This window comes from Pseudomonas fluorescens, assembly GCF_900636825.1.
Taxonomy (GTDB): Bacteria; Pseudomonadota; Gammaproteobacteria; order Pseudomonadales; family Pseudomonadaceae; genus Aquipseudomonas; species Aquipseudomonas fluorescens_BG.
Genome location: NZ_LR134318.1, coordinates 2,849,760 through 2,875,675 on the forward strand (window position 1 = coordinate 2,849,760; position 25,916 = coordinate 2,875,675).

General features: G+C 57.3%; 21 protein-coding genes and 1 pseudogene. 8 read left to right on the forward strand and 14 right to left on the reverse strand.

Going from position 1 to position 25,916, the window contains the following annotated elements; all coding sequences use genetic code 11:
• Nucleotides 1-150: 150 nt before the first annotated feature.
• On the reverse strand, nt 151-1,179 hold the full coding sequence (locus tag EL257_RS12920) for a LacI family DNA-binding transcriptional regulator (RefSeq protein ID WP_126363072.1): 1,029 nt from the start codon (nt 1,177-1,179) through the stop codon (nt 151-153).
• 234 nt (nt 1,180-1,413) lie between these two features.
• On the opposite strand from EL257_RS12920, the gene EL257_RS12925 reads away from it, so the two are divergent.
• Nucleotides 1,414-4,503, forward strand: a complete 3,090-nt coding sequence (locus tag EL257_RS12925) for a hypothetical protein (protein ID WP_126363073.1) — start codon at nt 1,414-1,416, stop codon at nt 4,501-4,503.
• 250 nt (nt 4,504-4,753) lie between these two features.
• Nucleotides 4,754-7,201 (forward strand): autotransporter outer membrane beta-barrel domain-containing protein, encoded by a 2,448-nt coding sequence (locus tag EL257_RS12930; protein WP_126363075.1) that lies wholly within the window; start codon nt 4,754-4,756, stop codon nt 7,199-7,201.
• A gap of 46 nt (nt 7,202-7,247) precedes the next feature.
• On the opposite strand, the gene EL257_RS12935 is transcribed toward EL257_RS12930, so the two are convergent.
• The 4 genes from EL257_RS12935 to EL257_RS12950 all read right to left on the reverse strand — a co-directional run bounded on the left by EL257_RS12935 (nt 7,248) and on the right by EL257_RS12950 (nt 12,970).
• Complete coding sequence (locus EL257_RS12935; protein WP_126363077.1) at nt 7,248-7,706, reverse strand: hypothetical protein; 459 nt, start codon at nt 7,704-7,706, stop codon at nt 7,248-7,250.
• Nucleotides 7,707-7,900: 194 nt separating this feature from the next.
• On the reverse strand, nt 7,901-8,542 hold the full coding sequence (locus tag EL257_RS12940) for a DUF1345 domain-containing protein (protein WP_126363079.1): 642 nt from the start codon (nt 8,540-8,542) through the stop codon (nt 7,901-7,903).
• 156 nt (nt 8,543-8,698) lie between these two features.
• Nucleotides 8,699-11,797, reverse strand: a complete 3,099-nt coding sequence (locus EL257_RS12945; protein WP_126363081.1) for an efflux RND transporter permease subunit — start codon at nt 11,795-11,797, stop codon at nt 8,699-8,701.
• Between the two features lie 15 nt (nt 11,798-11,812).
• Complete coding sequence (locus tag EL257_RS12950; protein WP_126363083.1) at nt 11,813-12,970, reverse strand: efflux RND transporter periplasmic adaptor subunit; 1,158 nt, start codon at nt 12,968-12,970, stop codon at nt 11,813-11,815.
• Nucleotides 12,971-13,227: 257 nt separating this feature from the next.
• Here EL257_RS12950 and EL257_RS12955 point away from each other — a divergent pair, with 257 nt between their 5' ends.
• Together EL257_RS12955 and EL257_RS12960 are read left to right on the forward strand one after the other, a co-directional pair.
• Nucleotides 13,228-13,929 carry a response regulator transcription factor gene (locus tag EL257_RS12955; RefSeq protein ID WP_126363085.1) on the forward strand — a complete coding sequence of 234 codons (702 nt, stop codon included), beginning with the start codon at nt 13,228-13,230 and terminating at the stop codon, nt 13,927-13,929.
• 4 nt (nt 13,930-13,933) lie between these two features.
• A complete protein-coding gene (locus EL257_RS12960; protein ID WP_126363087.1) occupies nt 13,934-15,235 on the forward strand; it encodes an ATP-binding protein in 1,302 nt (433 codons plus the stop codon).
• Between the two features lie 114 nt (nt 15,236-15,349).
• On the opposite strand, the gene pncA is transcribed toward EL257_RS12960, so the two are convergent.
• The 4 genes from pncA to EL257_RS12985 all read right to left on the reverse strand — a co-directional run bounded on the left by pncA (nt 15,350) and on the right by EL257_RS12985 (nt 17,869).
• Entirely contained in the window at nt 15,350-15,976 is a 627-nt protein-coding gene (gene pncA / locus EL257_RS12970) for a bifunctional nicotinamidase/pyrazinamidase (RefSeq protein ID WP_126363089.1), read from the reverse strand.
• Nucleotides 15,977-16,028: 52 nt separating this feature from the next.
• Nucleotides 16,029-16,787: an anti-sigma factor family protein gene (locus EL257_RS12975; RefSeq protein WP_126363091.1), complete on the reverse strand. Its 759-nt coding sequence runs from the start codon at nt 16,785-16,787 to the stop codon at nt 16,029-16,031.
• Nucleotides 16,784-17,269 carry an RNA polymerase sigma factor gene (locus EL257_RS12980; RefSeq protein ID WP_419866622.1) on the reverse strand — a complete coding sequence of 162 codons (486 nt, stop codon included), beginning with the start codon at nt 17,267-17,269 and terminating at the stop codon, nt 16,784-16,786. The genes EL257_RS12975 and EL257_RS12980 overlap by 4 nt, the downstream gene beginning before the upstream one ends.
• 66 nt (nt 17,270-17,335) lie before the next feature.
• Nucleotides 17,336-17,869, reverse strand: a complete 534-nt coding sequence (locus tag EL257_RS12985; protein WP_126363095.1) for a tetratricopeptide repeat protein — start codon at nt 17,867-17,869, stop codon at nt 17,336-17,338.
• A 133-nt stretch (nt 17,870-18,002) separates the two neighbouring features.
• On the opposite strand from EL257_RS12985, the pseudogene EL257_RS12990 reads away from it, so the two are divergent.
• From EL257_RS12990 to nudC, 3 genes and pseudogenes are all read left to right on the forward strand, one after another.
• Nucleotides 18,003-18,200, forward strand: a pseudogene (locus tag EL257_RS12990) (SAM-dependent methyltransferase); the annotation flags it as partial.
• Nucleotides 18,201-18,394: 194 nt separating this feature from the next.
• The gene (locus EL257_RS12995; protein WP_126363097.1) at nt 18,395-19,207 is read left to right on the forward strand and encodes a crotonase/enoyl-CoA hydratase family protein; all 813 of its coding nucleotides are present in this window, start codon (nt 18,395-18,397) and stop codon (nt 19,205-19,207) included.
• A 6-nt stretch (nt 19,208-19,213) separates the two neighbouring features.
• Nucleotides 19,214-20,044 (forward strand): NAD(+) diphosphatase, encoded by an 831-nt coding sequence (nudC, locus tag EL257_RS13000; RefSeq protein ID WP_126363099.1) that lies wholly within the window; start codon nt 19,214-19,216, stop codon nt 20,042-20,044.
• Here nudC and EL257_RS13005 read toward each other — a convergent pair.
• From EL257_RS13005 to EL257_RS13015, 3 genes are all read right to left on the reverse strand, one after another.
• Nucleotides 20,012-20,791: a TSUP family transporter gene (locus tag EL257_RS13005; RefSeq protein WP_053120291.1), complete on the reverse strand. Its 780-nt coding sequence runs from the start codon at nt 20,789-20,791 to the stop codon at nt 20,012-20,014. The two genes, nudC and EL257_RS13005, sit on opposite strands and share 33 nt — an antisense overlap.
• A 220-nt stretch (nt 20,792-21,011) precedes the next feature.
• On the reverse strand, nt 21,012-21,491 hold the full coding sequence (locus tag EL257_RS13010) for a DUF1348 family protein (protein WP_126363101.1): 480 nt from the start codon (nt 21,489-21,491) through the stop codon (nt 21,012-21,014).
• Nucleotides 21,492-21,545: 54 nt separating this feature from the next.
• The gene (locus EL257_RS13015) at nt 21,546-22,109 is read right to left on the reverse strand and encodes a TetR/AcrR family transcriptional regulator (RefSeq protein WP_126363103.1); all 564 of its coding nucleotides are present in this window, start codon (nt 22,107-22,109) and stop codon (nt 21,546-21,548) included.
• A gap of 215 nt (nt 22,110-22,324) precedes the next feature.
• Here EL257_RS13015 and pssA point away from each other — a divergent pair, with 215 nt between their 5' ends.
• On the forward strand, nt 22,325-23,668 hold the full coding sequence (pssA, locus tag EL257_RS13020; RefSeq protein ID WP_126363105.1) for a CDP-diacylglycerol--serine O-phosphatidyltransferase: 1,344 nt from the start codon (nt 22,325-22,327) through the stop codon (nt 23,666-23,668).
• 92 nt (nt 23,669-23,760) lie between these two features.
• Here pssA and efeO read toward each other — a convergent pair whose 3' ends face one another.
• Nucleotides 23,761-24,585, reverse strand: coding sequence for an iron uptake system protein EfeO (gene efeO, locus EL257_RS13025; RefSeq protein ID WP_126363107.1), 825 nt, complete (start codon nt 24,583-24,585; stop codon nt 23,761-23,763).
• A 26-nt stretch (nt 24,586-24,611) separates the two neighbouring features.
• A complete protein-coding gene (efeB, locus tag EL257_RS13030; RefSeq protein ID WP_126363109.1) occupies nt 24,612-25,910 on the reverse strand; it encodes an iron uptake transporter deferrochelatase/peroxidase subunit in 1,299 nt (432 codons plus the stop codon).
• Nucleotides 25,911-25,916: the final 6 nt, after the last annotated feature.

Sequence of the window (25,916 nt, forward strand, 5' to 3'; positions counted from 1 at the left end):
CATTTTTGTTCAAAAAAATATCAGATGGTTCTGAGTTGTTTTTTCGGGCCTCATCGCTGGCAAGCCAGCTCCCACAGTTATTGGGGGTGTACAACAATCTTGTGAACGACCCGGATCCGTGGGAGCTGGCTTGCCAGCGATAGCGTCAGCTCAAACACCACGAATCCCCAGGGTAGAGCCGCGCTCAATCAGCACCGGCGCAAAATCCAGCCTGCGCGCCGCCTCATCATCCCCACGCAAGCGCCTGAGCAGACACTCAAACGCCCGCGCGCCAATCTCTTGTGTCGGCTGGGCCAGCGCGGTAATTCCGCTGCCCACCAACGGATACCAATCCAGATCATCCAGGGCGATCAGGCCCACATCTTCGAACAACCGGCAGCCGATTTCGCGCAACGCCGTGGTCGCTGCCAGCGCCGCGACACCGTTGGCGCAAAACAGCGCTTTGGGACTGTCGGTGGATTGATTCAAAAAAGTTTGAAGATGGGCGCCGAGACCTGCGCCCGTTTCCACGACTGAGCCGCTCAACGCCGTGCGCTGCGCAACCTTCGCCTGAAAACTGCTCACCCGTTCGATCCGTGAACTGGTGCCATCGTAGGGTTCGGTGATCAACAACACATCGCGATAGCCACGCTGCTCAAGATGCGCGACGGCCATTTCCACTGCTTGCGGGTTGTTCAGACCGACCATGTCACTGTCGAGTCCATCGACTTTGCGATCCACCAACACCAGCGGCATCTCCCGGCGCAGCTCATGCAATTCGTCACGGTGGTGGCCGAGAGTATTCACGATCAGCCCTTCGATGTTGTACGAGCGCAACAACGCCAAGTGCTGGCGTTCCTGCTCATCATCGCGGTCGGTGTTGCACACCACCAGGCTGTAGCCGTGCGCGCGGCAGGCAGTTTCCACCCCGTGCATCACGGCAATCGAATAAGGGTTACGGATATCGGCGACCAACATGCCGATCAGGCGCGTGCGGCCGCGCTTCAGGCCACGAGCCATCTGGTTGGGTCGGTAGCCGAGTTCATCGATCGCCTGTTCGATGCGCAGGGCGATGGCATCGGAGAGCAGGGCGCGGTCGTCACCGATGAAACGCGAGACGCTGGCCTTGGATACGCCGGCGCGTTCGGCGACGTCGAGCATGGTGACGCGGCTGCGCTGGGCGGTGGAAAAGTCGTTCATCGAGGCAGCAACTTTCTTGTTGTTGGAATGTTTGAAATGTCATTGAAACCGGTTTCAGGAAACACCAATCAGCGTGCGTACGTCAAGGTGTCTTAATCATAAACCAACCTGTGTGAGATCCCTGTTTCCGACGAGCGGTCGCTTTACCTGTCAGATCTGACAGTAGGCAAGGCCGATCGCTGAGCGCTTAATTCCATCAGCGTTACGAACGGATTTTCACAGGGCCGTCAGCCAATGAATTCTTTTTCCACTGAAACAAATAACATCGGCCTGTTCGCGGTCCCTCTGACTATCGATGGTGTCGGCACCGGCGGTGCACTTCCACCTAACGCACCGGTTATCGGCGTAATCATCCGTATACCCATGTGGCCGAATCCCTCGATCATTCCCGGAAACGGCGATTTGCTTGAAATAATGGTTCTGGAACCTGGAGCCCCAGAGGCAGACGAGCAGATTTTTCACCGTGAACGTCTACCAGTACCCGTGACCGTTCCAGACCTGTTTACCCTTCCACCTCGATACTTGCAGCGGGATGGCGATATCCGGCTCAGATATCGCATTACTCCGGAAGACACTGGCAACCTTGATACGTCCCTACCGCAATGGTACGTCGTCAGTCGAGTAACTCCCATCAACTTGTTGGAGCCAGAATTTCCAAGTGCAACTATCTGGGGATATCTCAATTGCATGTCAGTACCCAAAGTATGGGAAACAGTACTGATAAAAGTACCCGCGCAGCCTGGACGGTTTGCCGAAAATGACGTTGCTTCTCTGGATTGGGAAGGTTTTCAAAGTCTCAATGGGGTTAACCCAATTGAAGGAACAGCGGGACGCTTTTCCAAAACACTTACGCTGGCAGAAGCTAATTCAGTTGACGGATTCGTGTTTGAGCTGAATTCCCAATATTACGCTCAATATATCGAACCGATGGCAAGGAAAGCTTCTGCTCTTGCCACCTACACCTTGTATCGAAATAACATCGCTTTGGGAAAGTCAGAAACAGGCTTGGTCAAATTCGACCGAGTAATTTCTGGTGAAACTAATTTTTGTGGGCCGGTAACAAGTGCGTTGAGTGTTTCTGAAAGCAACAAGACGTTAGCCCAAGGAGTGAGCAGTCTGCCGTCGCGTAGTTTTCTATCGGGCGATAACGTTAATCATCCAATAAATGGCATTACGATGGAGTGTATGAACATGAATATGCAAGCGAAAGTCGGAACGGGTGTACTGGCACTGCCTCCGAAGGTTGTAGACGCTTTGCCGGATGGTCGGCTGACTCATGAGCAACTGGTTGTTAATAAAAAAATAACCGTTCAGCTGGCAGATATTAAGGACAAAGGCCCAGAAGGGGGATTGATCGTTGAACTTCATCTTTTTCCTAGAGGGATTGTACCTGTCGAGTACGACCCCACATATGTTGTTGCTACAAAGTTGAGATCCGAGCAACCGAAAGGGGATTGGGATTTTCCTGTCAATTTTGAAATCGTCATTCCTGATCGCGTCAGGGAGGTCTTTAGTGCGACCGGTGAGTACACGCCCTATGAGTTGAGCTTCATCATTTACGATGGGACAGAAAACACCGATACTTCCGCTCCCTATGCCGAAATTCTGCTTGATCAGACCGCGCCTTACCAACGTCAACCCGGTGGTCCCAACGGTACTGGTGGTCGCCCGGCATTATTGACTTTGGGTACGGGCTTTCCCGCTGTTATTGATGACGCCTGGCTCGCGGATCCTGCCAACAGCGGTGGCCTGGATCTGGTCATTCCTACGAGTTATCAGAAGTTCGAAGCGAACAACGATAAGATTAATTTCTACATTTCTTCGCAAACCACGTTTTCTCTCATGCAAGGCGAAGGTGCAGTGGTTGAAGATTTTCCATTGCCGACAAGTGGCGTCATCAACGTGCCGCTTGACTACTTGTCGAAAATGGATGAAGGGTCGTATTTTTATTCTTACAACCTTACCGATTTACCTGGCAACATCAGCAATAACGCAGCGATTACCACACTGTTCAGGCGCGTCAAGACACCTGCACCGGTCTTGGCGGCACCCAGAATTCCTGTAACAGGAGCTATTGGCACTATCCCGATTACCTTGTCGACTGCCGCCGACCCCACCAAGGTCGTCATCGAAATCGACTTCCCGTTGAATTCGCTTCCGGGTGATCGAATCATTCCTTACTTGACTTCTGATCAGGCCGGGGCACCGATTGGATTGCCTGAACAGTCGATTCCGGCAGCTGGCACTGCCGGTCCTCTGCGATTCGAAGTAGATTTCGACGTCATGGCCGACCTTTTTGGTGACCCCAACGGGACTGATGAGGTGGAATTTGAGTGCTGGTACGAATTAGAGCGTTCAACAATTAACCCCAATCCAACATCGTTGTCTATTTTTGCAGTCGTCGACTTTTCCTATGCCGGGCCTGAGCAACCCAACTTGCCTGATCTGCCGAACATCAACATCGTGCCAGTCGTGGTGCAAGGGGCCGGTACTCCGGCACCGGCACCAAACACACTGGGCCCGGCACAGGCCGGCATTGCGGCGACGATGAACTGGCCAATCTGGAGTGATCCGAATCGTCCGGTTACCGGGCGTGAAATCGTCAAATTCTATTACCAGGATAAACAGGTCGGCGAGCCGATTCCGGTTCGGGTTGGCGACACATCGGTGCAGACCCCATTACCTTGGGAAACCATTCGGCTGGAAGGCAACGGCACAGGGGCAAACGCTCGCAAGGCCTACATCACAATCGAGTTCCCGGGCAGTGCCAATGTGATGAAGCAGCAAACGCCTACAAGTGTCGACGTGACAGCTATCGTGATCAACGTGCCCGCGCCGCAAATCATTGTGTCGGCGTTCCGAGCGGCAAGTGGCGCAATTGTGCCTGAGCGGATTGTTACCAGCATCAACTGCCCGAGCCTGAATCATCCTGCTGTAGCCAACGGTCCTATCCCGCCGTATCAACCGCGCAATTTGCGCATCCGCGTTCGCCGCGATGCCAATATCCCGAGCGGGGCAACCGTCGAGTTGGCGTTCGTTGGACGCACGACCAACACGGCTGCTGGTACGGATATTCCCGGCACCAGTATCACCGATTCAGCCCCGATGCCGGCAACGGGGGATCTAGAGTTCCGTCTTACAGATTATGAGAAGATCAAAACGATCCAATTACCGAGCAGCACGCCGGGAACTCGTCCGGCCACCCGTTACGCACGCATTGCCTACACGGTCAATGGAATCACCTCCGAAACAATTGTCCCTGTAGCGCTGCTGAACTCAAGCCTGGTGTACTGCGAAGTTGAACGGCCTGAGCCAACCCCATAAATCGGAGTGTGAATTCGCCGGCGCTGGTGGAACCAAGTGGAGTTTTTCCATCAGCGCTGGCGATTATTTACCTAATCCGAATACAGAACGTCGTACGTGAGAAGCAGACAAGTCCTACCTCAGTGAGGACTTTTCCTACATATATGTGGCTTGGTAAACCGTAGTCTGGCGGCCGTCTCGGATTAGTCTCGACTAGAAGTTGCAGGCAAAACGCGTTCGTCAGGAAATGTTATCGAGTTAGGGCTTAAATATGTCTTCAAAATCAGATTCAGCTGTTTCGAGAGTTTCTCTCCCTTTTTTCTTAATGTCATGTGTTCCTGGTTTATTAGGTTCGGGTTTGTCTTACGCTGCGACCGTACCGGCAGGCGCAACAACATCAATCGACGCCACCACTCCCCTTGAAACCTGGCAACTTCAACCCGATGCCTCGCTGATAGGCGTTGGCGCCAATACGCTCGCCATTGCTGCCACGGTGGGCAGCACAGTCAACCTGACAGATTCCACTGTTACGTCAGCAACTTCGCAAGCTATGTTCTTGACCAACGCTACTGCCGTATTGAGTGGCTCTACCGTTACCAGTGCGGGCGGTACTGCTATATCTGCGGTGCGTGGAGTCGCCAGCGTCGGTGGTTCGGCGGTAACCTTGCGGAACCGGTCGGTTGTTCAAGGTTTGCTAGGCGGAATCGCCGGCAACCGGTTCAGCAAAATCGACATTCAGGATTCCACGGTGCAAGGCACGGGTGCCACCAGTTTTGGCATTCGACTGCTTGAAGGCACGCTATCGGCCAGCTCAAGTACTATCACAGGTGGGGATAACGGTCTGGCCGTCGGGACCGATACCCAGGTAGCAACCGTCATTCCGTCAACTATTACGCTTGACGGTACACGAGTTGAAGGAGTTAGCGGCTCGGCCATCCTGGTGGGCATCAATGCACCGAATTTTCCTACCGTGGCTAATATCACAGTGCTGAATCGCTCCACCTTGATCGGGGGAAACAACACATTGCTCGAGGTCGGCCCTGGTGCTTCTGCGAATCTTGTCGTGGACAATAGCGATTTGGTGGGGAACGTTGAAGTCGTTTCGGGCAGTTCGGCAAACGTCACACTGCAAAACAACGCGACTTTGGCCGGCAACTTGCAAAACGTTGCCAGCGCCACGCTCAATAATCGAGCGCGTCTGACGGGCAACATAATTGGAGCATCTGCTGTCGTGATCGACAATGCCTCCACCCTTGCCGGCGAGTTGCAAGGTGTCGCCAATACCACGATCGACAATCAAAGCGTCTTGACTGGCAACATCTCCGGCGCGGCAAACAGTGTTTCGACACTGCGGTTGGATAACGCGTCGATACTAACGGGGCAAGTCAGCGATGTCTCCAACTTTGCTATCAGCAACCAGGCATTGTGGCAAATGACCGCGAGCCAGTCTGTTAATAACCTGGCGCTCGCCAATGGCGGCAGGGTTAAGATGGGCGAAGGACAACAATACTTTCAGCTCAATGTCGCGAACCTCTCGGGCAGCGGCACGTTTGAGATCGGAACCGATTTCAATAAGGGAATCAGTGATCTTTTGAATGTGACGGGGAGTGCCGCGGGTAATCATCAGTTATTGGTTTCCAGTACCGGCCTTGATCCTGTCAGCGATGCGTCAATAAAAGTGGTGCAGAGCGTCGCCGGTACTGCCGCATATGGTCTGGTCAACGATAAAGTGGATGCCGGTGCATTCACCTACAAATTGATCAAGGAAGGAAACGACTGGTATTTGCAGCCCGACAGGGACGTTGTCAGCACCCCCACACGCTCGGTACTCGCTATTTTTGGCACGGCACCCACGGTCATCTACGGTGAGATGGCATCGTTGAACAACCGTATGGGCGATCTTCGCAATAACAGCGGGCTGACCGGTGGTTGGGTTCGCTCTTATGGCAATCGATATTCCATCAGCAATAATGCTTATGGCGATGGTTACAGCCAAAATCAGTACGGATTGTCCATGGGTGTGGACACACCAATCCAGCTTGCGGGTGAAACAGTTTTGCTCGGCGTCTTCGCAGGGTACAGCAAGTCCGATCTTGACTTGAAGCGCGGAAGTTCAGGCGAAATCGACAGTACTTCGATCGGGGTTTATGGTACGTGGCTGGGTGAGAGTGGCTATTACCTGGATACGGTGGCCAAACTCAATCATTTTCGCAACGATGCCAAAGTGACCATGAGTGATGGCACTCGTACCAAAGGCGATTACAACAACCTTGGCGCGAGTGCGTCGGCGGAGTTTGGTAAACACATCGAGATCAGCGGGGGCTACTACGCTGAAGTGTTCACTCAATGGCAGGGTGCGTCGGTGCAAGGCAAGGAATATACGCTGGACAACGGGTTGCGCGCCGACGCCGACACTACGCGCTCTTTGCTTGGCAAGGTGGGTGTAACGCTAGGCAGGGGTATGACTTTGGCGGATGGCAGTATCGTTCAGCCTCATGTGCGCGCCGCCCTCGCCAACGAGTTTGTAAAAAACAACGAAGTGCGGGTCAACGATAATAAGTTCAATAACGATCTGTCGGGTGGCCAGTTCGAAGTGGGTGCCGGAGTATCGTGGACATTGACTGACCGTTGGCAGATGCACGCAGAGGTGGATACCAGCAAAGGTGAAAATGTCAGCAAAGACTTTGGTATGAACGTTGGTGTCCATTATCAATTTTGAGTCATAAAAAAGGGAGGCTTAGCCTCCCTTTTTTTAATGCTTTTTTTCATCCGGCCTTCAAAACCTGAAAATTGCCTTTCAGGGTGAACGTCTCGCCCTCTGTACCTGGATATTCCAGAGCTGCCTGGAAACTGCCTTTGACGTTGTCTCCAAGCGCTGGCTCCAGTTTGATATTTCCAGAGATGCTTTCATAGACAGTCCCATCAGCATCTTTCAAACTGAAGTCCACATCAGGGCGTGATTTCAACTCATAATCGCCGACGGCGAAGTTGGCGGGTACTGAAATGTACAGTGTCCTGGAAGCCAGGCTCTTTGCTTTTGTCTTTGCGGTGGGTCGATCTATTGCTGTAATAAGAACGGCATCGGTTTTTTGTGGCCCGGATTTCACGTTGTCTATCAGTCGAGAAGTGGCGATGAACTCTGGAAATTCCGTTTTTGTAGGAAATGCTGCTGCATTGACATAGTTACCGTCTGCGAAGCTGGTGCGCTTGATTACCGCTTTCATGGAATCGTTCTCCGTTACGAAAGAAGAGGTATCCAAAGGCCTCGGCCCTAATCCTGGATGAGCCATATAATCCCCTTCGTATACGGCTTGTAAACTGTCATTGTTGACAGTTTACAAAGTCTGCGATCCGTGAACCTAATGCTTCCTTTGAAAACTAGCCGGTCATTTAGCCATTTTGGGCTGCCGGGTTTCTTTCAACCAAACAACCCTGCTGCAATATTGATCGAAAAACCCAATATCGCCGTGTTGAATACAAACCCGATCAACGATTGCGCCAGCACAATCTTACGGAGATCGCGTGTCGCGACACCTACATCGGAAGTTTGCACCGCAACACCGATGGTGAACGAGAAATAAAGGAAGTCCCAGTAATTGGGCGTTTTCAGCCCCTCGGCAAAACGCAACGCCGGTTCTTTGCCGTCCCAGGTGTAAAACATCCTCGCGTAGTGCACGCAGAAAATTACCCCGATCAACAGCCAAGAGCCAATCACCGTCAGCGCGGTGAAGCCGTAGTGCATCAGCTTGCGAGTGGTTTCCAGATCCTTGCTGCCGGCCAGTTCGAAGGTGATGGTCGCGAGGCTCGCCAGTGCGGCGATGCACACCACGAACAACACCAGTCCAGCGTTTTCGTCCTCGACTTCGGCGATGCGTTTGACGTCCGGGGCCTTGGCGCGGACGGTCAGCCAGAACATCAGGATCAGGTAAGTCCATACGCCGGCGTTCCAGCCAATGAGGATTTTGCTGACGATGGAGTCGGCGGGAGCCAGGAGACCGGTGGCGAGGCCGAACAGGGCGGCGGCGGACAGGCGAGGGTGGGTGCGGGCGAGGAAGCGCATGGCGACTCACATTGGTGGACTGTTGCGCACCATAGCGCACGCCATCGGGCTTTTGTAGGAGCTGTCGAGTGCAACGAGGCTGCGATCTTTTGACTTTAGCTTTTCAAGATCAAAAGATCGCAGCCTCGTTGCACTCGACAGCTCCTACATTTGGAATCAGTGTTGCTTGTTGAATCGTTGTACGAGCTTCATGACCACGACGAAGAAGACGGGTACGAAGATTACCGCCAACGTCGCGGTGATCATCCCGCCAATCACTCCGGTGCCAATCGCTTGCTGACTCGCCGAGCTTGCGCCAGTGGCAATCGCGAGCGGCACCACACCGAGAATGAACGCCAGCGACGTCATTACGATCGGCCGCAGACGCAGGCGCGCCGCCTGCAATGTCGCGTCGATCAGGTCGTGACCTTCGTCGTACAGACTCTTGGCGAACTCGATGATCAGGATCGCGTTTTTCGCCGACAGACCAATGATGGTGATCAGGCCCACTTTGAAGAACACATCGTTAGGCATCCCGCGCATCGTCACCGCCAGTACCGCACCGAGAACTCCCAGCGGCACCACCAACAATACCGAAGTCGGAATCGACCAGCTCTCGTACAGCGCTGCCAGACACAGGAACACTACCAGCAGCGACAACCCGAGCAGGATCGGCGCTTGATTGCCGGACAAACGTTCCTGCAACGACAGCCCGGTCCATTCCTGGCCCAAACCTGTCGGCCCTTGCGCGACCAGGCGCTCGATTTCCGCCATGGCTTCACCGGTGCTGTGCCCCGGCTTCGGTTCACCGGAAATCGCAATCGCCGGATAACCGTTGTACCGGGTCAACTGCGCCGGCCCCTGAATCCAGTTGGCTTGCACGAATGCCGACAACGGCACCATATGCCCAGTGTTGTTACGCACGTTCATCTTCAACAGGTCGGCGACCTGGCTGCGTTGATCGCCTTCAGCCTGCACCACGACACGCTGCATGCGCCCCTGATTGGGGAAGTCATTGATGTAGCTCGATCCCACGGCGGTGGACAACGCATTGCCGATGTCGGCAAACGACACGCCCAAGGCATTGGCCTGTTTGCGATCCACGATCAATTGCACCTGCGGTGCTTCGGCCAAGGCACTTTCCCGGACATTCATCAGCACCGGACTTTTCTCGGCGGCGGCGAGCAGTTCGGTGCGTGCTTGCATCAATGTCGCGTGGCCGAGGCCGCCGCGATCCTGCAAGCGGAACTCGAAACCGCTCGACGTACCGAGGCCATCAATGGGGGGCGGCAACACCGAGAACGCCATGGCGTCCTTGATTTCACTCAGCGCCGCGTTGGCGCGGTCGGCAATTGAACTGGCCGAATCATCGCTGCCGCGTTGCGACCAATCCTTCAGGGTGGAAAATGCCAACGCGGCGTTCTGCCCGCTGCCGGAAAAGCTGAAACCCAGAATCACCACACTGTCGCTGATCCCCGGCTCGCTGGCGTTATGGGCTTCCAGCTGTTCGGCCACTTGCACGGTGCGGTTTTTGGTTGCGCCGGGCGGCAGCTGAATATCGGTGATGGTGTAGCCCTGATCCTCTGTCGGCAAAAACGAGGAGGGCAGGCGCGCGAAGCAAATCCCCAGGCCCACCAACAGCACGACGTAGATCAACAGATAACGTCCGGCCCGTTTCAGCGCATAGCCGACCCAGTCCTCGTAACGATCCGTCAGGTTTTCAAAGCGACGGTTGAACCAGCCGAAGAAGCCGCTTTTTTCGTGATGCTCGCCTTTGCCGATTGGCTTGAGCAATGTCGTGCACAACGCTGGGGTCAGGGTCAGGGCGAGGAACGCCGAGAACAGAATCGAGGTGGCCATCGACAGCGAGAACTGTTGGTAGATCACCCCGACCGAACCTTGCATGAAGGCCATCGGAATAAACACCGCGACCAACACCAAAGTAATGCCAATGATCGCCCCGGTGATTTGGGTCATGGCCTTGCGCGTGGCGTCCTTGGGCGACAAACCCTCGGTGGCCATGATGCGCTCGACGTTTTCGACGACGACAATCGCGTCATCCACCAGTATGCCGATGGCCAGCACCATACCGAACATGGTCAGCACGTTGATCGAGAAACCCAGCGCGAGCATGGTGGCGAACGTGCCCATCAGCGCGACCGGCACCACCAGTGTCGGGATCAACGTATAGCGCACGTTCTGCAAAAACAGATACATCACCGCAAATACCAGCAGCATCGCTTCGCCAAGGGTGTAAATCACTTTGGTGATCGAGACTTTGACGAACGGCGAGGTGTCGTACGGGATCTTGTATTCCACACCCGCCGGGAAGTAGCGCGACAGATCATCCATCTTCGCCCGCACCAGCGTCGCGGTGTTCAGCGCATTGGCGCCCGGTGACAGCTGCACGCCAACGGCGGTGGACGGCTTGCCGTTGAGGCGCGTGCCGAACTGGTATTCCTGACTGCCGATTTCCACGCGCGCGACATCGCCGATGCGCACGGTCGAGCCGTCGCGATTGGCCTTAAGCACGATGTCGGCGAACTCTTGCGGCGTCGACAATTGGCCTTTGACCAGAATCGTCGCGGTGATTTCCTGGGACGACGGCGACGGCAAATCACCGATGCTGCCCGCCGAAACCTGCGCGTTCTGCGCGACGATGGCTTCGTTGACATCAGATGGGGTCAGGTTGAAGGCGATCAGCTTCTGCGGGTCGATCCAGATACGCATGGCACGCTCGGCGCCGTACAGCTGGGCTTTGCCGACACCGTCCAGACGCTTGATCTCGTTCATCACGTTGCGCGCCAGATAATCACTGAGCGCTACGTCATCGAGTTTGCCGTCGCTGGAGGTCAGGGTGATCAGCAGTAGAAATCCGGAAGAAACTTTCTCGACCTGCAAACCTTGCTGATTGACCGCTTGTGGCAGGCGCGACTCGACCACTTTCAAGCGGTTTTGCACGTCAACCTGTGCCAGCTCCGGATTGGTGCCGGGCTGAAACGTGGCCTTGATCGTGGCGCTGCCGAGGCTGCTCTGCGATTCGAAGTAGAGCAGGTGATCGGCGCCGTTGAGTTCTTCCTCGATCAGGCTGACCACGCTTTCATCGACGGTTTGCGCCGAGGCACCGGGGTACACGGCGTAGATTTCGATCTGCGGCGGCGCGACGTCGGGGTACTGCGCCACCGGTAACTGCGGGATGGCCAGCGCACCGGCCAAGAGGATGAACAGGGCGACTACCCAGGCAAACACCGGGCGGTCGATAAAGAACTGCGGCATATAAAAGCGTCCTGCTTACTGACCAGGGGCCTGGGCAAGTGGAAGAGGGGTTTCGTCGATCTGCACTTTTTCGCCGGGACGGGCGTGTTGCAGGCCTTCGATGACGATACGGTCACCCGGCTTGAGGCCGCCGGTGACGATCCAGCGATTGTTCTGCACCGCACCGAGTTGCACCGGTTGCTGCGCCACACGCATTTGCTCGTCGACGGTCAGCACCTGAGCAACCCCGGCGCTGTCACGCTGCACGGCGCGTTGCGGCACGGTGATGCCGTTCTGGATCGTCGCTTGTTCCAGACGCACGCGAATGAAACTGCCGGGTAGCAAGTCCAGATCCGGGTTGGGAAATTCGCTGCGCAGAATGATCTGACCGGTGCCGGGATCAACAGTGATGTCGCTGAACAACAGTTTGCCGGGCAGTGGATAAAGGCTGCCGTCATCCTGAATCAGGGTGGCTTTGACCTGATCCTGACCGACTTCCTGCAACTGTCCGGAGCGGAACGCGCGGCGCAGTTCGTTGAGTTCACGGGTCGACTGGGTGAGGTCGGCGTGGATCGGATTCAGTTGCTGAATCAACGCCAACGGCGTGGTTTCGTTCTGTCCGACCAGTGCGCCTTCAGTCACCAGCGCACGCCCGACGCGCCCGGAAATCGGCGCGGTGACGGTGGCGTAACCGAGGTTCAGCTTCGCGCGCTCGACCGCTGCCTTGTTGGCGGCGACGTCGGCGGCGGTTTGCCGGGCACTGGCGCGGGCGTTGTCGTAGTCCTGACCGCTAATGGCTTTGTCGTCGATCAACTGCGCGTAACGTTGCTCCTGCAGTTTTGCCTGGAACGCATTGGCTTCGGCTTTGCGCAGCGCGGCTTCGGCGCTGTCGAGGTCAGCCTTGAATGGGGCTGGATCGATACGGAACAGCACGTCACCCTTTTTCACGTCGCTGCCTTCATGGAAAGTGCGCTGCAGTACCACGCCGGCCACCCGTGCGCGTACCTCGGCAATGCGCGGCGCAACAATCCGGCCACTGAGTTCGCTGCTGATGGTCAGAGGGTGGGTCTCGATGGTCTCGATGCGCACCGTGGCCGGCGGCGCCTGCTCTTCGGCGTTCGAGGATGAGTCGCAGGCGCTCAGCGTCAGCGCCATTGCGATCAGGCCGAGCCCGGCCAGCCATTTGTTCGACATGTACAACCCCCAATATTGATGGCCGCATCCTACGGCCAGATGCGGAGGTTAGCGGTGAAGCTTTGTAGGTGCTCTGTGAAATTGTGTAAGGGTTTTACTCAGGGACGGGTGAGGGCGTATATCCTTCAGCCCTTGAAATTTTTTGCGACTGTATAGATAGCTTTCGCGAGCAGGCTCGCAAGCGCGATCTCCTGTGGGAACGAGCTTGCTCGCGAAATTGCCTCATCGTTCGCCACAGCACTTTCTGGAAACACCCCATGCCCAACATCCTCCTGGTCGAAGACGACACCGCCCTCGCCGAACTGATTTCCAGCTACCTCGAACGCAACGGTTATTCGGTCAGCGTCATCGGCCGGGGTGACCACGTGCGTGAGCGGGCGCGGCTCAATCCGCCGGACCTGGTGATTCTCGACCTGATGCTGCCGGGGCTCGATGGCCTGCAAGTCTGTCGCTTGCTCAGGGCAGATTCGGCGACGCTGCCGATTCTGATGCTGACCGCCCGCGACGACAGCCACGATCAAGTGCTGGGCCTGGAAATGGGCGCTGACGATTACGTCACCAAGCCCTGCGAGCCCCGTGTTTTGCTGGCGCGTGTGCGCACGTTGTTGCGTCGCAGCAGCCTCGGCGAGCCGCTGACGGTCAACGACCGCATCGTCATGGGTAATCTGTGCATCGACCTGTCCGAGCGCACGGTGAGCTGGCGCGATCAGCCGGTCGAACTGTCCAGTGGGGAATACAATTTGCTGGTGGTGCTGGCCCGGCACGCCGGCGAAGTGCTCAGTCGTGACCAGATTCTGCAACGTCTGCGCGGTATCGAATTCAACGGCACCGACCGCTCGGTGGACGTGGCGATTTCCAAGCTTCGGCGCAAATTCGACGACCATGCCGGCGAAGCGCGCAAGATCAAAACCGTGTGGGGCAAGGGTTACTTGTTCAGCCGGTCCGAGTGGGAATGCTGAGCCGATGTTTCGCCTGCTTTTTCGCCTGTATCTGGTGACGATCGTTTCCTACAGCGCGGCCATCTACCTGGTGCCGGATCTGGTGGTCATGGCCTTCCGCGAGCGCTTCGTCACCTACAACCTGGACTATTCGCGTGGCCTGCAAACGCTGATCGCCAGACAGTTCCACACCGCGCCGCGGGAACAGTGGCCGGCGCTTGCCGTGTCGTTGAACAAGGATTTTCAGCCGCTGGGCATAATCCTGGCACGCATCGACAGCGCCGATTTCACGGCCATTGAGCGGCAACGCCTTCGCCGAGGCGAAAACATAGTGCGCATTGGTGACTGGGGTTGGCGAACGCTGGCGGCGGCACCGCTGGACAACGACACCGCCGTGAAAATGATCGTCCCGCCGGATCCGATGGACGTCAATCTGTTGTACTGGAGCATCAACGTGCTGATTGGCGCGAGCCTGTTGGCGTGTCTGCTGTTGTGGTTGCGCCCGCACTGGCGCGATCTGGAACGCCTCAAAGCCACGGCCGAACGCTTCGGTAAAGGCCATCTCGGCGAGCGCACCAACATCACCGCAAGTTCGAACATTGGTAGCCTGGCGAACGTCTTCGATACCATGGCCGGCGATATCGAGAAACTGCTGAACCAGCAACGCGATCTGCTCAACGCGGTTTCCCACGAATTGCGCACGCCGCTGACGCGCCTGGATTTCGGCCTGGCGCTGGCCCTGTCCGACGATTTGCCGACCGCCAGCCGCGAGCGTCTTCAGGGTCTGGTCGCGCATATCCGCGAACTGGACGAGTTGGTGCTTGAGCTGCTGTCGTACAGCCGCTTGCAAAATCCCGCGCAAATACCCGAGCAGGTCCAGGTGTCGCTGGATGAATTCATCGACAGCATTCTTGGCAGTGTCGACGAGGAGCTCGAATCGCCGGAGATCGTCATCGACGTTCTGCTGCACGGCCAGCTCGAGCGCTTCGCTCTGGACCCGCGCCTGACCGCCCGGGCGATCCAGAATCTGCTGCGCAATGCCATGCGCTATTGCGAAAAACGCATCCAGATTGGCGTGCAGGTCAACGGTGCCGGTTGCGAAATCTGGGTGGACGACGACGGCATCGGCATCCCCGAGGACGAGCGTGAGCGGATCTTCGAACCGTTCTACCGCTTGGACCGCAGCCGCGACCGCGCTACCGGTGGCTTTGGCCTGGGCCTGGCAATCAGCCGCCGGGCCTTGGAAGCACAGGGCGGCACATTGACCGCAGAAAGCTCGCCGCTGGGTGGGGCACGGTTCAGGTTGTGGCTACCGATTACTGATTAAGCAGACAAATACCTGTAGGAGCTGCCGCAGGCTGCGATCTTTTGATTTGGTTTTTCAAGATCAAGGTCAAAAGATCGCAGCCTGCGACAGCTCCTACAGGGGGATGTGTATTGATCAGATCAGCTTGGTGGATTGGATCAACTCAACGCCTGCCGCTTGCATCCGCTCAATCGCAGTCGCGAGCGAGCCATCCATATCAATCGCTCGACACGCATCCAGCACCACGAACGTATTGAATCCTGCCGCTCGTGCATCCAGCGCCGAGTACATCACGCAGAAATCCAGTGCCAAGCCGACCATGTAAACCGTGTCGATCCCGCGTTCTTTCAAGTAGCCGGCCAAGCCCGTGGTGGTTACACGGTCGGCTTCGAGAAACGCCGAGTAACTATCGATGTCCGGATTGCAGCCTTTGCGGATAACCAGTTGGGCGTGGGGCAGGTCCAGCTCCGGGTGAAACTCGGCGCCGGCTGTAGCTTGCACACAATGCTCGGGCCACAGCGTCTGTTCACCGTAAGGCAATTCAATGACATCGTAAGGCTGGTGGCCGGGATGGCTGGAGGCGAAAGAGGTGTGGCCGCGAGGGTGCCAGTCCTGAGCGATGACCACTTGCTGGAACTGACGCGCCAGGTGGTTGATCAGCGGCACGATCTGCTCACCGCCGGGCACCGGCAGGCTGCCTCCCGGAATGAAGTCGTTCTGAACATCGATAACCAATAATGCAGTGCGAGACGAAATCGGCATAGGTGCAATCCTCCTTGGACAAATCACTTGCCCAGAATAGTGACAACGTTGGCTAGGCGGTTAAACGTCTTCTCAACAACTGTGCCCGCTGTTGCAGATCCGCTGTTGGCACGTGGCCGATCAGCATCCATGCATGTTCGCGCTCGGTCCAATACACGACGTTCATCTCGTGCCGACGCTCGTTGGCAAATGGCTGGCTGCCGCTGTTCGAGCGGGTGATGCACAAGGCCAACGGCCCGTGCCGCTGATCCAGATAAACGATCTGCGCAATCGGCACGCCGTCGTACTCAAGCAACTGTGCACGTTTGAACTCGGCACCGGGCAGTTTCAATGCTGCCGGTGACAGAGTCAGGCCCAGACGTGCATCGACGCTGCGCAGTTGCGCTCGTTGCGTAGCTTCGTCGCTGGGCAAGTGATCGAGGGTTTGCGGCACGTAGAGAGCCATGTAGTCGCCGACCATTCCACGCCAGTGATGCGTTTGCTGCGCCTGCCAGCCGAGGATCAACCGGTCGGCCAATCCGCCGCCGACCACCAGAGCGGCCGCCGCGCCGCCGATAAACCAGCGGCGACTCAGCCCGGGAGGTGGTGGCGAAGGAATAGCATCCAGCCGCGCCTGCAAACGATCCAGCGGCGCCTGTTGCGCCAGTTCGTCATAGGCGCTTTTGAACGGCAGATTGCTGCGCTCCAGCCATTGCACGCGCAGGCTGAGCAGCGGGTCGTCGGCGATGGCCGTGTCCAATTGGCTGCGATATCCTGGGTCCAGTTCGTCATCCAGATAGGCGACCAGTTGCTCGTCCGAAGGTGTATTCATGGCCGGGTTCCTTCGGTGGTTTTCGGCACCGCTTGCAAGGGCGGGTATTCGGCGAGTTTCAGGCGCGCGGTGGCCAGTCGGCTCATCACTGTGCCGATCGGTACTTGCAGGATTTCGGCGACTTCGCGGTAGGACAAACCCTCGACATAGGCCAGATACACCGTTTCACGCTGGGTTTCCGGCAGTGCATCAACGCGGCGAATCACTTGGGTGGCCATCACATGAGTTTGCGCGGCGTATTCCCCGTCGAACGTCAGTTGCGTGTCGGCATCGACCTGCCCCGAGCCATGGCGCACTCGGCGCGCGCGCACTTCGTTCAGCCAGATCGAATGCAGAATGCTCAGCAACCAGCGATCCATGCGCGTGCCGGCCACGTACTGGCCGCAGCGCTCCAGCGCCCGCACGCAGGTGGCCTGCACCAGATCCTCGGCGACATGCCGATTGCGCGACAGCAGCAAACCGTAGCGCCACAAGCGCGCCAGATGCTGTCCGAGTTCGGCTCTGAAAGCCTGATCGCTGACGATGATCGTCTCCACTTATTATAAAGGTCAGATTTTCGTTGAATCGTTGATGGCTTCAGCCAGATCCTGATATTCCTCACAAGACGTGCCGCAAATCGACTGGATCTGCTGCAACTGTTCTTGCGCCAGGTCGACGCGTCCTTTGATCACATAGGCTTCGCCGAGGTATTCGCGCACCTGCGCATACTGCGGATCGAGTTTCACTGATTGCAGGTAATAGCCGATGCCCTCGTCGGTGCGCCCCAGTTTGCGCGTCGCATATCCGCGATAATTGAAAGCCTTGGCGGTATTCGGTTGCTTGAGGGTGTCGAGTAACGCCAGCGCCTCATCGTAGCGGCCGGCCTTGGCCAGACGATAGGCGTAATCGGTGCGGTCCGCGTCCGGTAACAGGCTGCTGGTCTGCAAGACGCATTTTTGCGTTTTGCTGTCCCAGACCTGACCTTTCGGGCATTCGGGCTTCTGCACCGGATCTTCTTCGTCACCGTTGGCGAAGGCCAGATGACTCGACATCGCAGCGGCCAGTAACAACGGGGCGGCGAACATAACGGAACGGATAGTCATGGGCAAGGCTCCACAGGGGGTTATGTTTCACTTTGAACACCACAGGGTGAAATTTTATTCATTGCATTTGTCAGTGACTGTTCAAGTCAGGCACAAATTCCGGCGCTATGCTCGTCAGCGTCTGCCGTTGATCCACACTGGACCGCCGGAAGACGTGACTTTCAATCGGGTGAGATCCACCAGTTTCATCGCAGCGTTGTGTGCGGCGCAGCGGGCGAAACTCGATGAGCAGATTGGTGCATTGATCGCGGCCGAGCCTGAGTTGCGGGGCAGGGATGTGGTGACGGTTCCCTACGAAACCGTGGCCTTCGTGACACGAAAATTCCTGTAGGAGCTGCCGCAGGCTGCGATTTTTTGATCTTGTCTTTTTAAAAACAACATCAAAAGATCGCAGCCTGCGGCAGCTCCTACGGGGTGGAGTGTTGCAGTAACCTCTTCAAGTCAGTCCCGCATTTGGCTGAACCGCCACTGTGATGCCTTGTTATAGTTCGGGCCTCATTTTCTGCCCGGTAAAGGATCACTGCCATGAATCAATACTCCGCCTTCAGCGTCGAACTGGCCGATAACATCGCTCATGTGCAGATCAATCGACCGGAAAAGATCAACTCGATGAACGCGGCGTTCTGGAGCGAGATCATCGAGATCTTTCAGTGGATCGACGACACCGATGAAGTTCGTGTGGTGGTGCTCAGTGGCAACGGCAAGCATTTTTCTTCCGGGATTGATCTGATGATGCTCGCCGGGGTTGCCAATGAACTGGGCAAAGACGTCGGTCGCAATGCGCGCCTGTTGCGGCGCAAAATCCTCACCCTGCAAGCCTCGTTCAACGCCGTCGACAACTGCCGCAAACCGGTGCTCGCCGCTATTCAGGGTTACTGCCTGGGTGGCGCCATCGATCTGATCGCCGCGTGCGACATGCGTTACGCTGCCGAAGATGCACAATTCTCGATCAAGGAAATTGATATCGGCATGGCCGCCGATGTTGGCACTTTGCAACGGTTGCCACGGATCATCGGTGACGGCATGCTGCGTGAACTGGCTTACACCGGTCGCACTTTCGGCGCTGAAGAAGCGCGCAGCATCGGCCTGGTCAACCGCGTTTATGGCGACAAGGAGGCACTGCTGGAGGGTGTCATCGAGATCGCCCGGGACATCGCCTCCAAAACGCCAATAGCGGTGACTGGCACCAAGGAAATGATCAGCTACATGCGCGACCATCGCATTGACGACGGTCTCGAATACGTTGCCACCTGGAACGCCGCCATGTTGCAATCCACCGATTTGCGCGTGGCCATGGCCGCCCACATGAGCAAACAGAAACCCGAATTTCTGGACTGAGAAACCATGACAGCTCGCTGGACCACTGCAGTACTCGACACCGATCAACCGGGCGGCTGGGCCGTGGCGCGCAGCCCGGAAGGCTTTCTGTTCGATGACAACGGCGCACTGTTCCCGCGCGAATGGCTCAAGCGTCAGGATCTGTCGATTCTCGCCGAGCACGGCATCGGTCATCTCGATGGCGAACCGGTTTTTCTCTTGGAATTGAGCAGTGTCAGCGAGGTGCCGGGTTGCTCCTGGAAAGGTCTGCGAGCATTCATGCTCGAAGGCGATCACACCCTTTATAAAGTGCTCGGTTATGCCGCGCAGATCGGCACGTGGGCGCGGGAACATCGTTTTTGTGGCAATTGCGGGCAGTCGATGACGCAGGTGCCGCGCGAACGAGCAATGTACTGCGAGCCCTGCGGGTTGCGCAATTATCCGCGGATTTCGCCGAGCATGATCGTGCTGATCACCCGTGGCGACGAGATTTTGCTGGCGCGCTCGCCGCGTTTTGTTACCGGGGTTTACAGCACGCTTGCGGGTTTTGCCGAACCGGGGGAATCGGCCGAAGAGTGCCTGATCCGCGAAGTGCGCGAGGAAGTGCAGATCGAGGTGAAGAACATTCAGTATCTGGGCAGTCAGTGCTGGCCGTTCCCGCATTCCATGATGCTCGGCTTCCATGCCGAATACGCGGGTGGCGAGATTGTCTGCCAGGAAGACGAGATCGAAGACGCCCAGTGGTTCAACGTGCACGACTTGCCGCCGTTGCCGGCCTCGAAGTCGATTGCCCGTTACCTGATCGACGTCTACGTGGCGCGGCGCTTAGGCCACGCTGAACCAGTGCTGCCAGGCTAGACGAACGGTCAAACCCAGCACTACGGTGATGAACACCGGACGGATGAATTTGGCGCCACCGCTGATTGCGGTGCGCGCGCCGAAGAATGCGCCGACCATCACCGACAGGCCCATGCTCAGGCCGATGATCCAGTCCACTTGCCCGGAAAATACGAACACCGACAGCGCCGCAATGTTGCTGACGAAGTTCATGCTGCGCGCGACGCCGCTGGCCTTGACCAGATCGATCGGGTAGAGCAACAGACTGCTGACCGTCCAGAACGCGCCGGTACCGGGCCCGGCGACGCCGTCGTAGAAACCGAGGCTGAAGCCTTGGGTCGACTGCCATTTCTTTTTGATCGGAGCATCGCTGTCCAGCGGTGCTTTTGGCGTGCCACCGAATAACAAATAAAGGCCACAGGCGAAGACGATCACCGGGAGCATCTTGTTCAGCCATTCTGCCGGTAAATAATGCGCGACGACGGCGCCGGTCAACGCGCCGACCAGCGTACCGACGATGGCGTGCACCCACTGACGCGGGTGAAACAGCTTGCGTCGATAGAAGGTGAAGCTCGCGGTGGCCGAGCCAAACGTCGAGCTGAGCTTGTTGGTGCCGAGCACCAGATGCGGCGGCAGGCCAGCCGTCAACAGCGCCGGGGTGGTCAACAGACCGCCGCCGCCGGCGATGGCGTCTATGAATCCGGCAACGAAAGCGACGAGCGCCAGGATGGCGAGGGTGGTGAGGTCAACGCTGAGTTCGAAAGGCATGGAATCGGCTTATTCGGCAAGGCGCAGAACATGAGCTGCGGGGAGGGCGGTCATGTTACTCATTTCCAGGTGTTGCGGCGACCCACAGCACGCTTTCACAGAATCACTTGAAATGCATTGCGTGTAGGAGCTGCCGCAGGCTGCGATCTTTTGACCTTGTTTTTAAAAAATCCAAGTCAAAAGATCGCAGCCTGCGGCAGCTCCTACACGAGGAACGGCGTTATAGGTCGAGGTCAGACAGGCCCGGGTGATCATCCGGGCGTCGCCCCAGTGGCCAATGGAATTTGCGCTCGCTTTCCTTGATCGGCATGTCATTGATACAGGCATAGCGCTGGAACATCAGGCCCTGTTCGTCAAACTCCCAGTTTTCATTGCCGTAGGAGCGGAACCAGTTGCCGGAATCGTCATGCCATTCATAGGCGTAACGCACCGCGATACGCGCATCGGAGAACGCCCACAATTCCTTGATCAAGCGATAATCCAGCTCTTTCGCCCATTTGCGAGTCAGGAAAGCCTTGGCTTCTTCGCGGTTGTTGGCGAACTCGGCGCGGTTGCGCCATTTTGTGTCGAGCGTGTAAGCGAGGGAGACTTTTTCCGGATCGCGAGAATTCCAGCCATCTTCGGCCAGGCGAACTTTCTCGATCGCCGACTCACGATTGAAGGGCGGTAATGGCGGACGTACCTGAGCTGCGGTAGACATATCAGTTTCTCGAGTTAATGTGCGGTTTAACAACAAGTTCCGCTTATCAAGGCATTACAGGTCCAATAACTTGCGCGCCATGCATCGCGCATTATCGGCGGCACTGTGATCACCCATCACAAGCGCTACGGTAATGGCTCCGTCGATCAGGATCAGCAGCTGTCTGGCCAGCAGTTGCGGATCTTCGGCGCCATGTTCGCTACACAGCTCGCACACGTAGTCGAGCAGCTTCTGTTTGTGTTCTTTGGCGACCTGCCGCACGGGGTCCTGCGGGTCACCGGTCTCGCCGCTGGTGTTAATGAAAGCACAGCCGCGAAAGCCTTCCGAGGCGAACCAGCCCTTGAGCACAGTAAACAGATTGAGCAGGCGGTCAGCCGGGGTCTCGGCCTGATCGACGGCGCTTCTGTACCAATGCATCCAGCGAATGTCGCGGCGTTGCAGCGCTTCGACGGTTAGCGCGTCCTTGTCGGCAAAATAGCGGTAAATGCTTTTCCTGGAGACACCTGCGGTTTTCACCAGGAGATCCATGCTGGTGGCGGCAATGCCACTTTTGTAGATCAGTTTTTCAGTGACATCCAGAATGATGTCGCGGGTTTCGGTATTGGCGATTGCGTTCATGTCGCAAACAGAAGAACGGTTGTTCTCCTTGGTCAAGCGTGTATTTTTGTCGACTGTGCATTTGCCTTTGCAAGGAAGCTCTCGCCCACAGAGGGAAACATTTCTTATGTGGGAGCGAGCCTGCTCGCGAAGAGGTTATTACCGCCACTAACAAGACCCGAAGGATGTGATGGTGTAAGCTCTCAAGCTCTTCGGATTCGACCATTGCGAGCCCTATGCCGTTGCTTTTCAAACGTTCCCTGCTGCCCAAACTGCGCAGCTTCCCGCTGACCGCCGAGGCCGTGACGATTCTGTCCGGTGCCGCCGAGTTTCGTCGCTGCCTGCTTGAGCAAATCGCCGCAGCGACCCAGCGCATCTACATCGTCGCGCTGTATTTGCAGCAAGACGAAGCCGGTCAGGAAATCCTTGATGCCCTGCACGCCGCCAAGCTCAAGCGTCCCGAGTTGGAAATCGCTGTAGTCGTCGATTGGTTGCGCGCGCAACGCGGCTTGATCGGTGCCGGCAAGCAGCCGGGTAATTCGGCGTGGTATCAGGAAATGACCCGTACGCATCAGAGCGAAGTGCCGATCTACGGCGTGCCGGTGCAGACCCGAGAACTCTTCGGCGTTTTGCATTTGAAGGGCTTTGTGATCGACGATTGCGTGGTCTACAGCGGTGCCAGCCTGAACAATGTGTACCTGCACAAATTCGACAAGTACCGGTTCGACCGTTATCACGTCCTGCGCAGCCATGAGCTGGCGGACTCGATGCATCACCTGGTCAAGCACGGTCTGATCGAGTCGAAAGCGGTGCATCGCCTCGACCTGCCGAACCTGCCGACCACGCGCAGCCTGCGCAACGACATCGGCGACCTGCGCAGCCGCTTGAAATATGCGACCTACGACACAGCTACCGGCACAACGGCCAAAGACGGTTTGTCGGTCACGCCGCTGTTGGGCGTGGGCAAAAACAATCCGCTGAACCGCGCCATTCTTGAACTGATCGCCAGCGCGCAACAGCAGCTGACCATCTGCACGCCGTACTTCAACCTGCCGCTGGGCGTGATCCGCGAGATCAATCGCGCGTTGGCCCGTGGCGTGAAGATCGATATCGTGGTCGGCGACAAAACCGCCAACGACTTCTATATTCCGCCGAGCGAGCCGTTCAGGGTGATCGCAGCGCTGCCGTATCTGTACGAGATCAGTCTGCGCCGGTTTGCCAAACGGCATCAGCGCAATATCGACAGCGGCCAATTGAATCTGCACTTGTGGCGCGACGGCGACAACACCTACCACCTCAAGGGCATGTGGATCGATCAGCGTTATACGTTGCTGACCGGCAACAACCTCAATCCACGGGCGTTCCGTCTGGACCTGGAAAACGCGCTGCTGATTGATGACCCGAAAGGCCAGTGGCTGGCGCCGCGGTCGCAGGAGCTGGAGGAGATTTTCCGTCATACCACGCGCATCGACAGCTTCCAAAGCCTGGAAACGCTGCCGGAGTACCCGGCGGGGGTGGCGAAGTTTCTCAAGCGTGTGAGTCGGGTGCGGATCGAGCGGTTGCTGTACAGAATCCTTTAACAGCAAAAGATCGCAGCCTGCGGCAGCTCCTACATCGGACCGTGTAGGAGCTGCCGCAGGCTGCGATCTTTTAGACTGACGTATCCGATAACTCAGTTCAGACCCAGCTTCCCACGCATCGTCGACAGGTCTTCCGCCAAAGTATTCACCGGCCCGACCAGCGCCTTGCGGTCGTTATCCTTGACCTTGTCATATGTCTCAAACCCGCCATCGGCAGTCTTGTACCTGGCCAGAATCTTGTCGACCGTGGCGAAGTTCTTGTCGACTTTGGCGACGAAAGCCTTGTCCTGCTGTTCGATTTGCGTGCGGAACAAATCAACGATTTTCTTCGCACCGTCGATGTTGCCCTGGAAGTCATACAGGTCAGTGTGGCTGTAGCGGTCTTCTTCGCCGGAGATCTTGGTTGCGGCGACTTCTTCAAGCAGCGCCGCAGCGCCGCCCACGACCTTTTCCGGCGGGAAGGTCAGACCGGCCACGCGGGTCTGCAAGTCTTTGACATCGCTGTTCAGCTTGTCCGCCAGCGCACCCAGGCCCTGCGTGCTTTTTTCCGCAAACAGCGAGTATTCGATCCGGTGAAACCCGGTGAAATCCTCCGCTTTCACGCCTTTCTCATGGTCGTCGACCCGCGAGTCAATGGATGCATCCAGGTCACTGAACAGCTCGGCAATCGGCTCGATTGATTCGTAGTAAACACGCGTGGGCGCATACAGCTTTTGCGCGGTGGCCAGATCACCTTTTTTGACTGCGTCGGTGAATTGCTGTGTGTGGCTGCCCAGCTCATCGAGTTTTTCGCTGACGTAGATCTTGTAATCCGACACCGGCCCGACCAGATCCAGCGGTGCCGGTGCGGCAAACGCTGACAGCGGGGTGTTGAGCAAACCAAGGGTCAGCAATAACGCGAGTGGCGTTTTTTTCATGGGGGCGGCTCCAGTGTCGACAGGTGTCATGCGTTGGTATGGGGTTGTGTGGCCGCGAGCAGCGAACGCCCAAGGAAATCCTGGTCGCCCGTCACGCCCGGCAGTGTGAAGAAGTAACCGCCGCCGACCGGTTTGAGGTATTCCTCAAGCGGTTCGCCGTTGAGGCGGGTCTGCACGGCGATAAAGCCTTTTTCCAGGTCGGCCTGGTAACAAATGAACAGCAGGCCCATGTCAAGCTGACCGTTCTTGTTCACGCCGTTGGAATAGTTGAATGGCCGGCGCAGGATCAGGTTCGCCTGGCTCTCGGCGGTGCGCGGGTTGGCCAGGCGAATGTGCGCGTCGAGTCTGGTCAGCTTGCCCGCCGGATCTTTGCGGTAATCGGGGACTTCACTTTCCCGCTGAGCGCCCATTGGCGCGCCAGTGGTTTTCACCCGACCGATGATGCTTTCCTGCTCCTGCAACGGCGTACGATCCCAGCGCTCGACGAAATTACGGATGATCCGCACCGCCTGATAACTGCCGTGCGCCGCCCAGGCCGGTTCATCGCTGCCGGGCTGCACCCAGACAATGCTGTCCATCGCTTGAGCATCGTTGGAATTCGGGTTGGCCGAACCGTCGCGAAAGCCGAGGAAGTTGCGCGCCGACTGTGCTGTCTCGCCCGGTTTCGTCGGCGCTTGCGGCGGCACGCTGCCTTCCTGCTTCCAGCGCACCAGCAGCAGATCAGGCAGGTTTTTGACGATGTCGCGCAGGGCGTGAATGTTGGTGTCAGCGGTGTTCGCAAAGAACTGCAGACTCAGGTCGCCGTGGCAACAATCGGCGTCCAGCGCATCGTTGGGAAAACCGACCATGCGTTGCAGGCGCTTGGGTTTGGCCGTGGCCAGACCGAAGCGCTCGTCGAACAGCGACTCACCCACCGCAACGGTAATGGTCAGGTTGTCGGGCGTCACGTTCGGGCCAAGGATGCCTGAGTCTAGCGGCGGCAGCTTGGGATCGATCTGCTCAACCGGGCCGCCTTGCATGACGAAGGCGATGCGCTTGTTAAGGGTGCGGAACAATCGTTCGAGGTCCTCGCGATCGCTGGCCAGCACATCGAACGCCACCAGCATTCCCGAGGCCGGGCGCGGCGTGACGATGCCGGTCTGATGTACGCCGTGAAAATCGTGGCGATCATCGGTCTTGTCGCTGCTCGGGGCTTCAGTGACTTGCGCCGGCGCTGCGGCCATCGCCGGGCAGCTCAGCGCGGAGCCGGCGAGGGCGACACCGGCAGCGCCCATGCCCATCAACACACGGCGGCGTTGCAGGTTGAGTGGTTCTGAATCATTCATCGGTGA

What these genes read in the sequence shown, in the direction of transcription:
- EL257_RS12920 (WP_126363072.1), bottom strand. Translation starts at nt 1,179, where the DNA reads ATGAACGACTTTTCCACCGCCCAGCGCAGCCGCGTCACCATGCTCGAC.
- EL257_RS12925 (WP_126363073.1), top strand. Translation starts at nt 1,414, where the DNA reads ATGAATTCTTTTTCCACTGAAACAAATAACATCGGCCTGTTCGCGGTC.
- EL257_RS12930 (WP_126363075.1), top strand. Translation starts at nt 4,754, where the DNA reads ATGTCTTCAAAATCAGATTCAGCTGTTTCGAGAGTTTCTCTCCCTTTT.
- EL257_RS12935 (WP_126363077.1), bottom strand. Translation starts at nt 7,706, where the DNA reads ATGAAAGCGGTAATCAAGCGCACCAGCTTCGCAGACGGTAACTATGTC.
- EL257_RS12940 (WP_126363079.1), bottom strand. Translation starts at nt 8,542, where the DNA reads ATGCGCTTCCTCGCCCGCACCCACCCTCGCCTGTCCGCCGCCGCCCTG.
- EL257_RS12945 (WP_126363081.1), bottom strand. Translation starts at nt 11,797, where the DNA reads ATGCCGCAGTTCTTTATCGACCGCCCGGTGTTTGCCTGGGTAGTCGCC.
- EL257_RS12950 (WP_126363083.1), bottom strand. Translation starts at nt 12,970, where the DNA reads ATGTCGAACAAATGGCTGGCCGGGCTCGGCCTGATCGCAATGGCGCTG.
- EL257_RS12955 (WP_126363085.1), top strand. Translation starts at nt 13,228, where the DNA reads ATGCCCAACATCCTCCTGGTCGAAGACGACACCGCCCTCGCCGAACTG.
- EL257_RS12960 (WP_126363087.1), top strand. Translation starts at nt 13,934, where the DNA reads ATGTTTCGCCTGCTTTTTCGCCTGTATCTGGTGACGATCGTTTCCTAC.
- pncA (WP_126363089.1), bottom strand. Translation starts at nt 15,976, where the DNA reads ATGCCGATTTCGTCTCGCACTGCATTATTGGTTATCGATGTTCAGAAC.
- EL257_RS12975 (WP_126363091.1), bottom strand. Translation starts at nt 16,787, where the DNA reads ATGAATACACCTTCGGACGAGCAACTGGTCGCCTATCTGGATGACGAA.
- EL257_RS12985 (WP_126363095.1), bottom strand. Translation starts at nt 17,869, where the DNA reads ATGACTATCCGTTCCGTTATGTTCGCCGCCCCGTTGTTACTGGCCGCT.
- EL257_RS12995 (WP_126363097.1), top strand. Translation starts at nt 18,395, where the DNA reads ATGAATCAATACTCCGCCTTCAGCGTCGAACTGGCCGATAACATCGCT.
- nudC (WP_126363099.1), top strand. Translation starts at nt 19,214, where the DNA reads ATGACAGCTCGCTGGACCACTGCAGTACTCGACACCGATCAACCGGGC.
- EL257_RS13005 (WP_053120291.1), bottom strand. Translation starts at nt 20,791, where the DNA reads ATGCCTTTCGAACTCAGCGTTGACCTCACCACCCTCGCCATCCTGGCG.
- EL257_RS13010 (WP_126363101.1), bottom strand. Translation starts at nt 21,491, where the DNA reads ATGTCTACCGCAGCTCAGGTACGTCCGCCATTACCGCCCTTCAATCGT.
- EL257_RS13015 (WP_126363103.1), bottom strand. Translation starts at nt 22,109, where the DNA reads ATGAACGCAATCGCCAATACCGAAACCCGCGACATCATTCTGGATGTC.
- pssA (WP_126363105.1), top strand. Translation starts at nt 22,325, where the DNA reads ATGCCGTTGCTTTTCAAACGTTCCCTGCTGCCCAAACTGCGCAGCTTC.
- efeO (WP_126363107.1), bottom strand. Translation starts at nt 24,585, where the DNA reads ATGAAAAAAACGCCACTCGCGTTATTGCTGACCCTTGGTTTGCTCAAC.
- efeB (WP_126363109.1), bottom strand. Translation starts at nt 25,910, where the DNA reads ATGAATGATTCAGAACCACTCAACCTGCAACGCCGCCGTGTGTTGATG.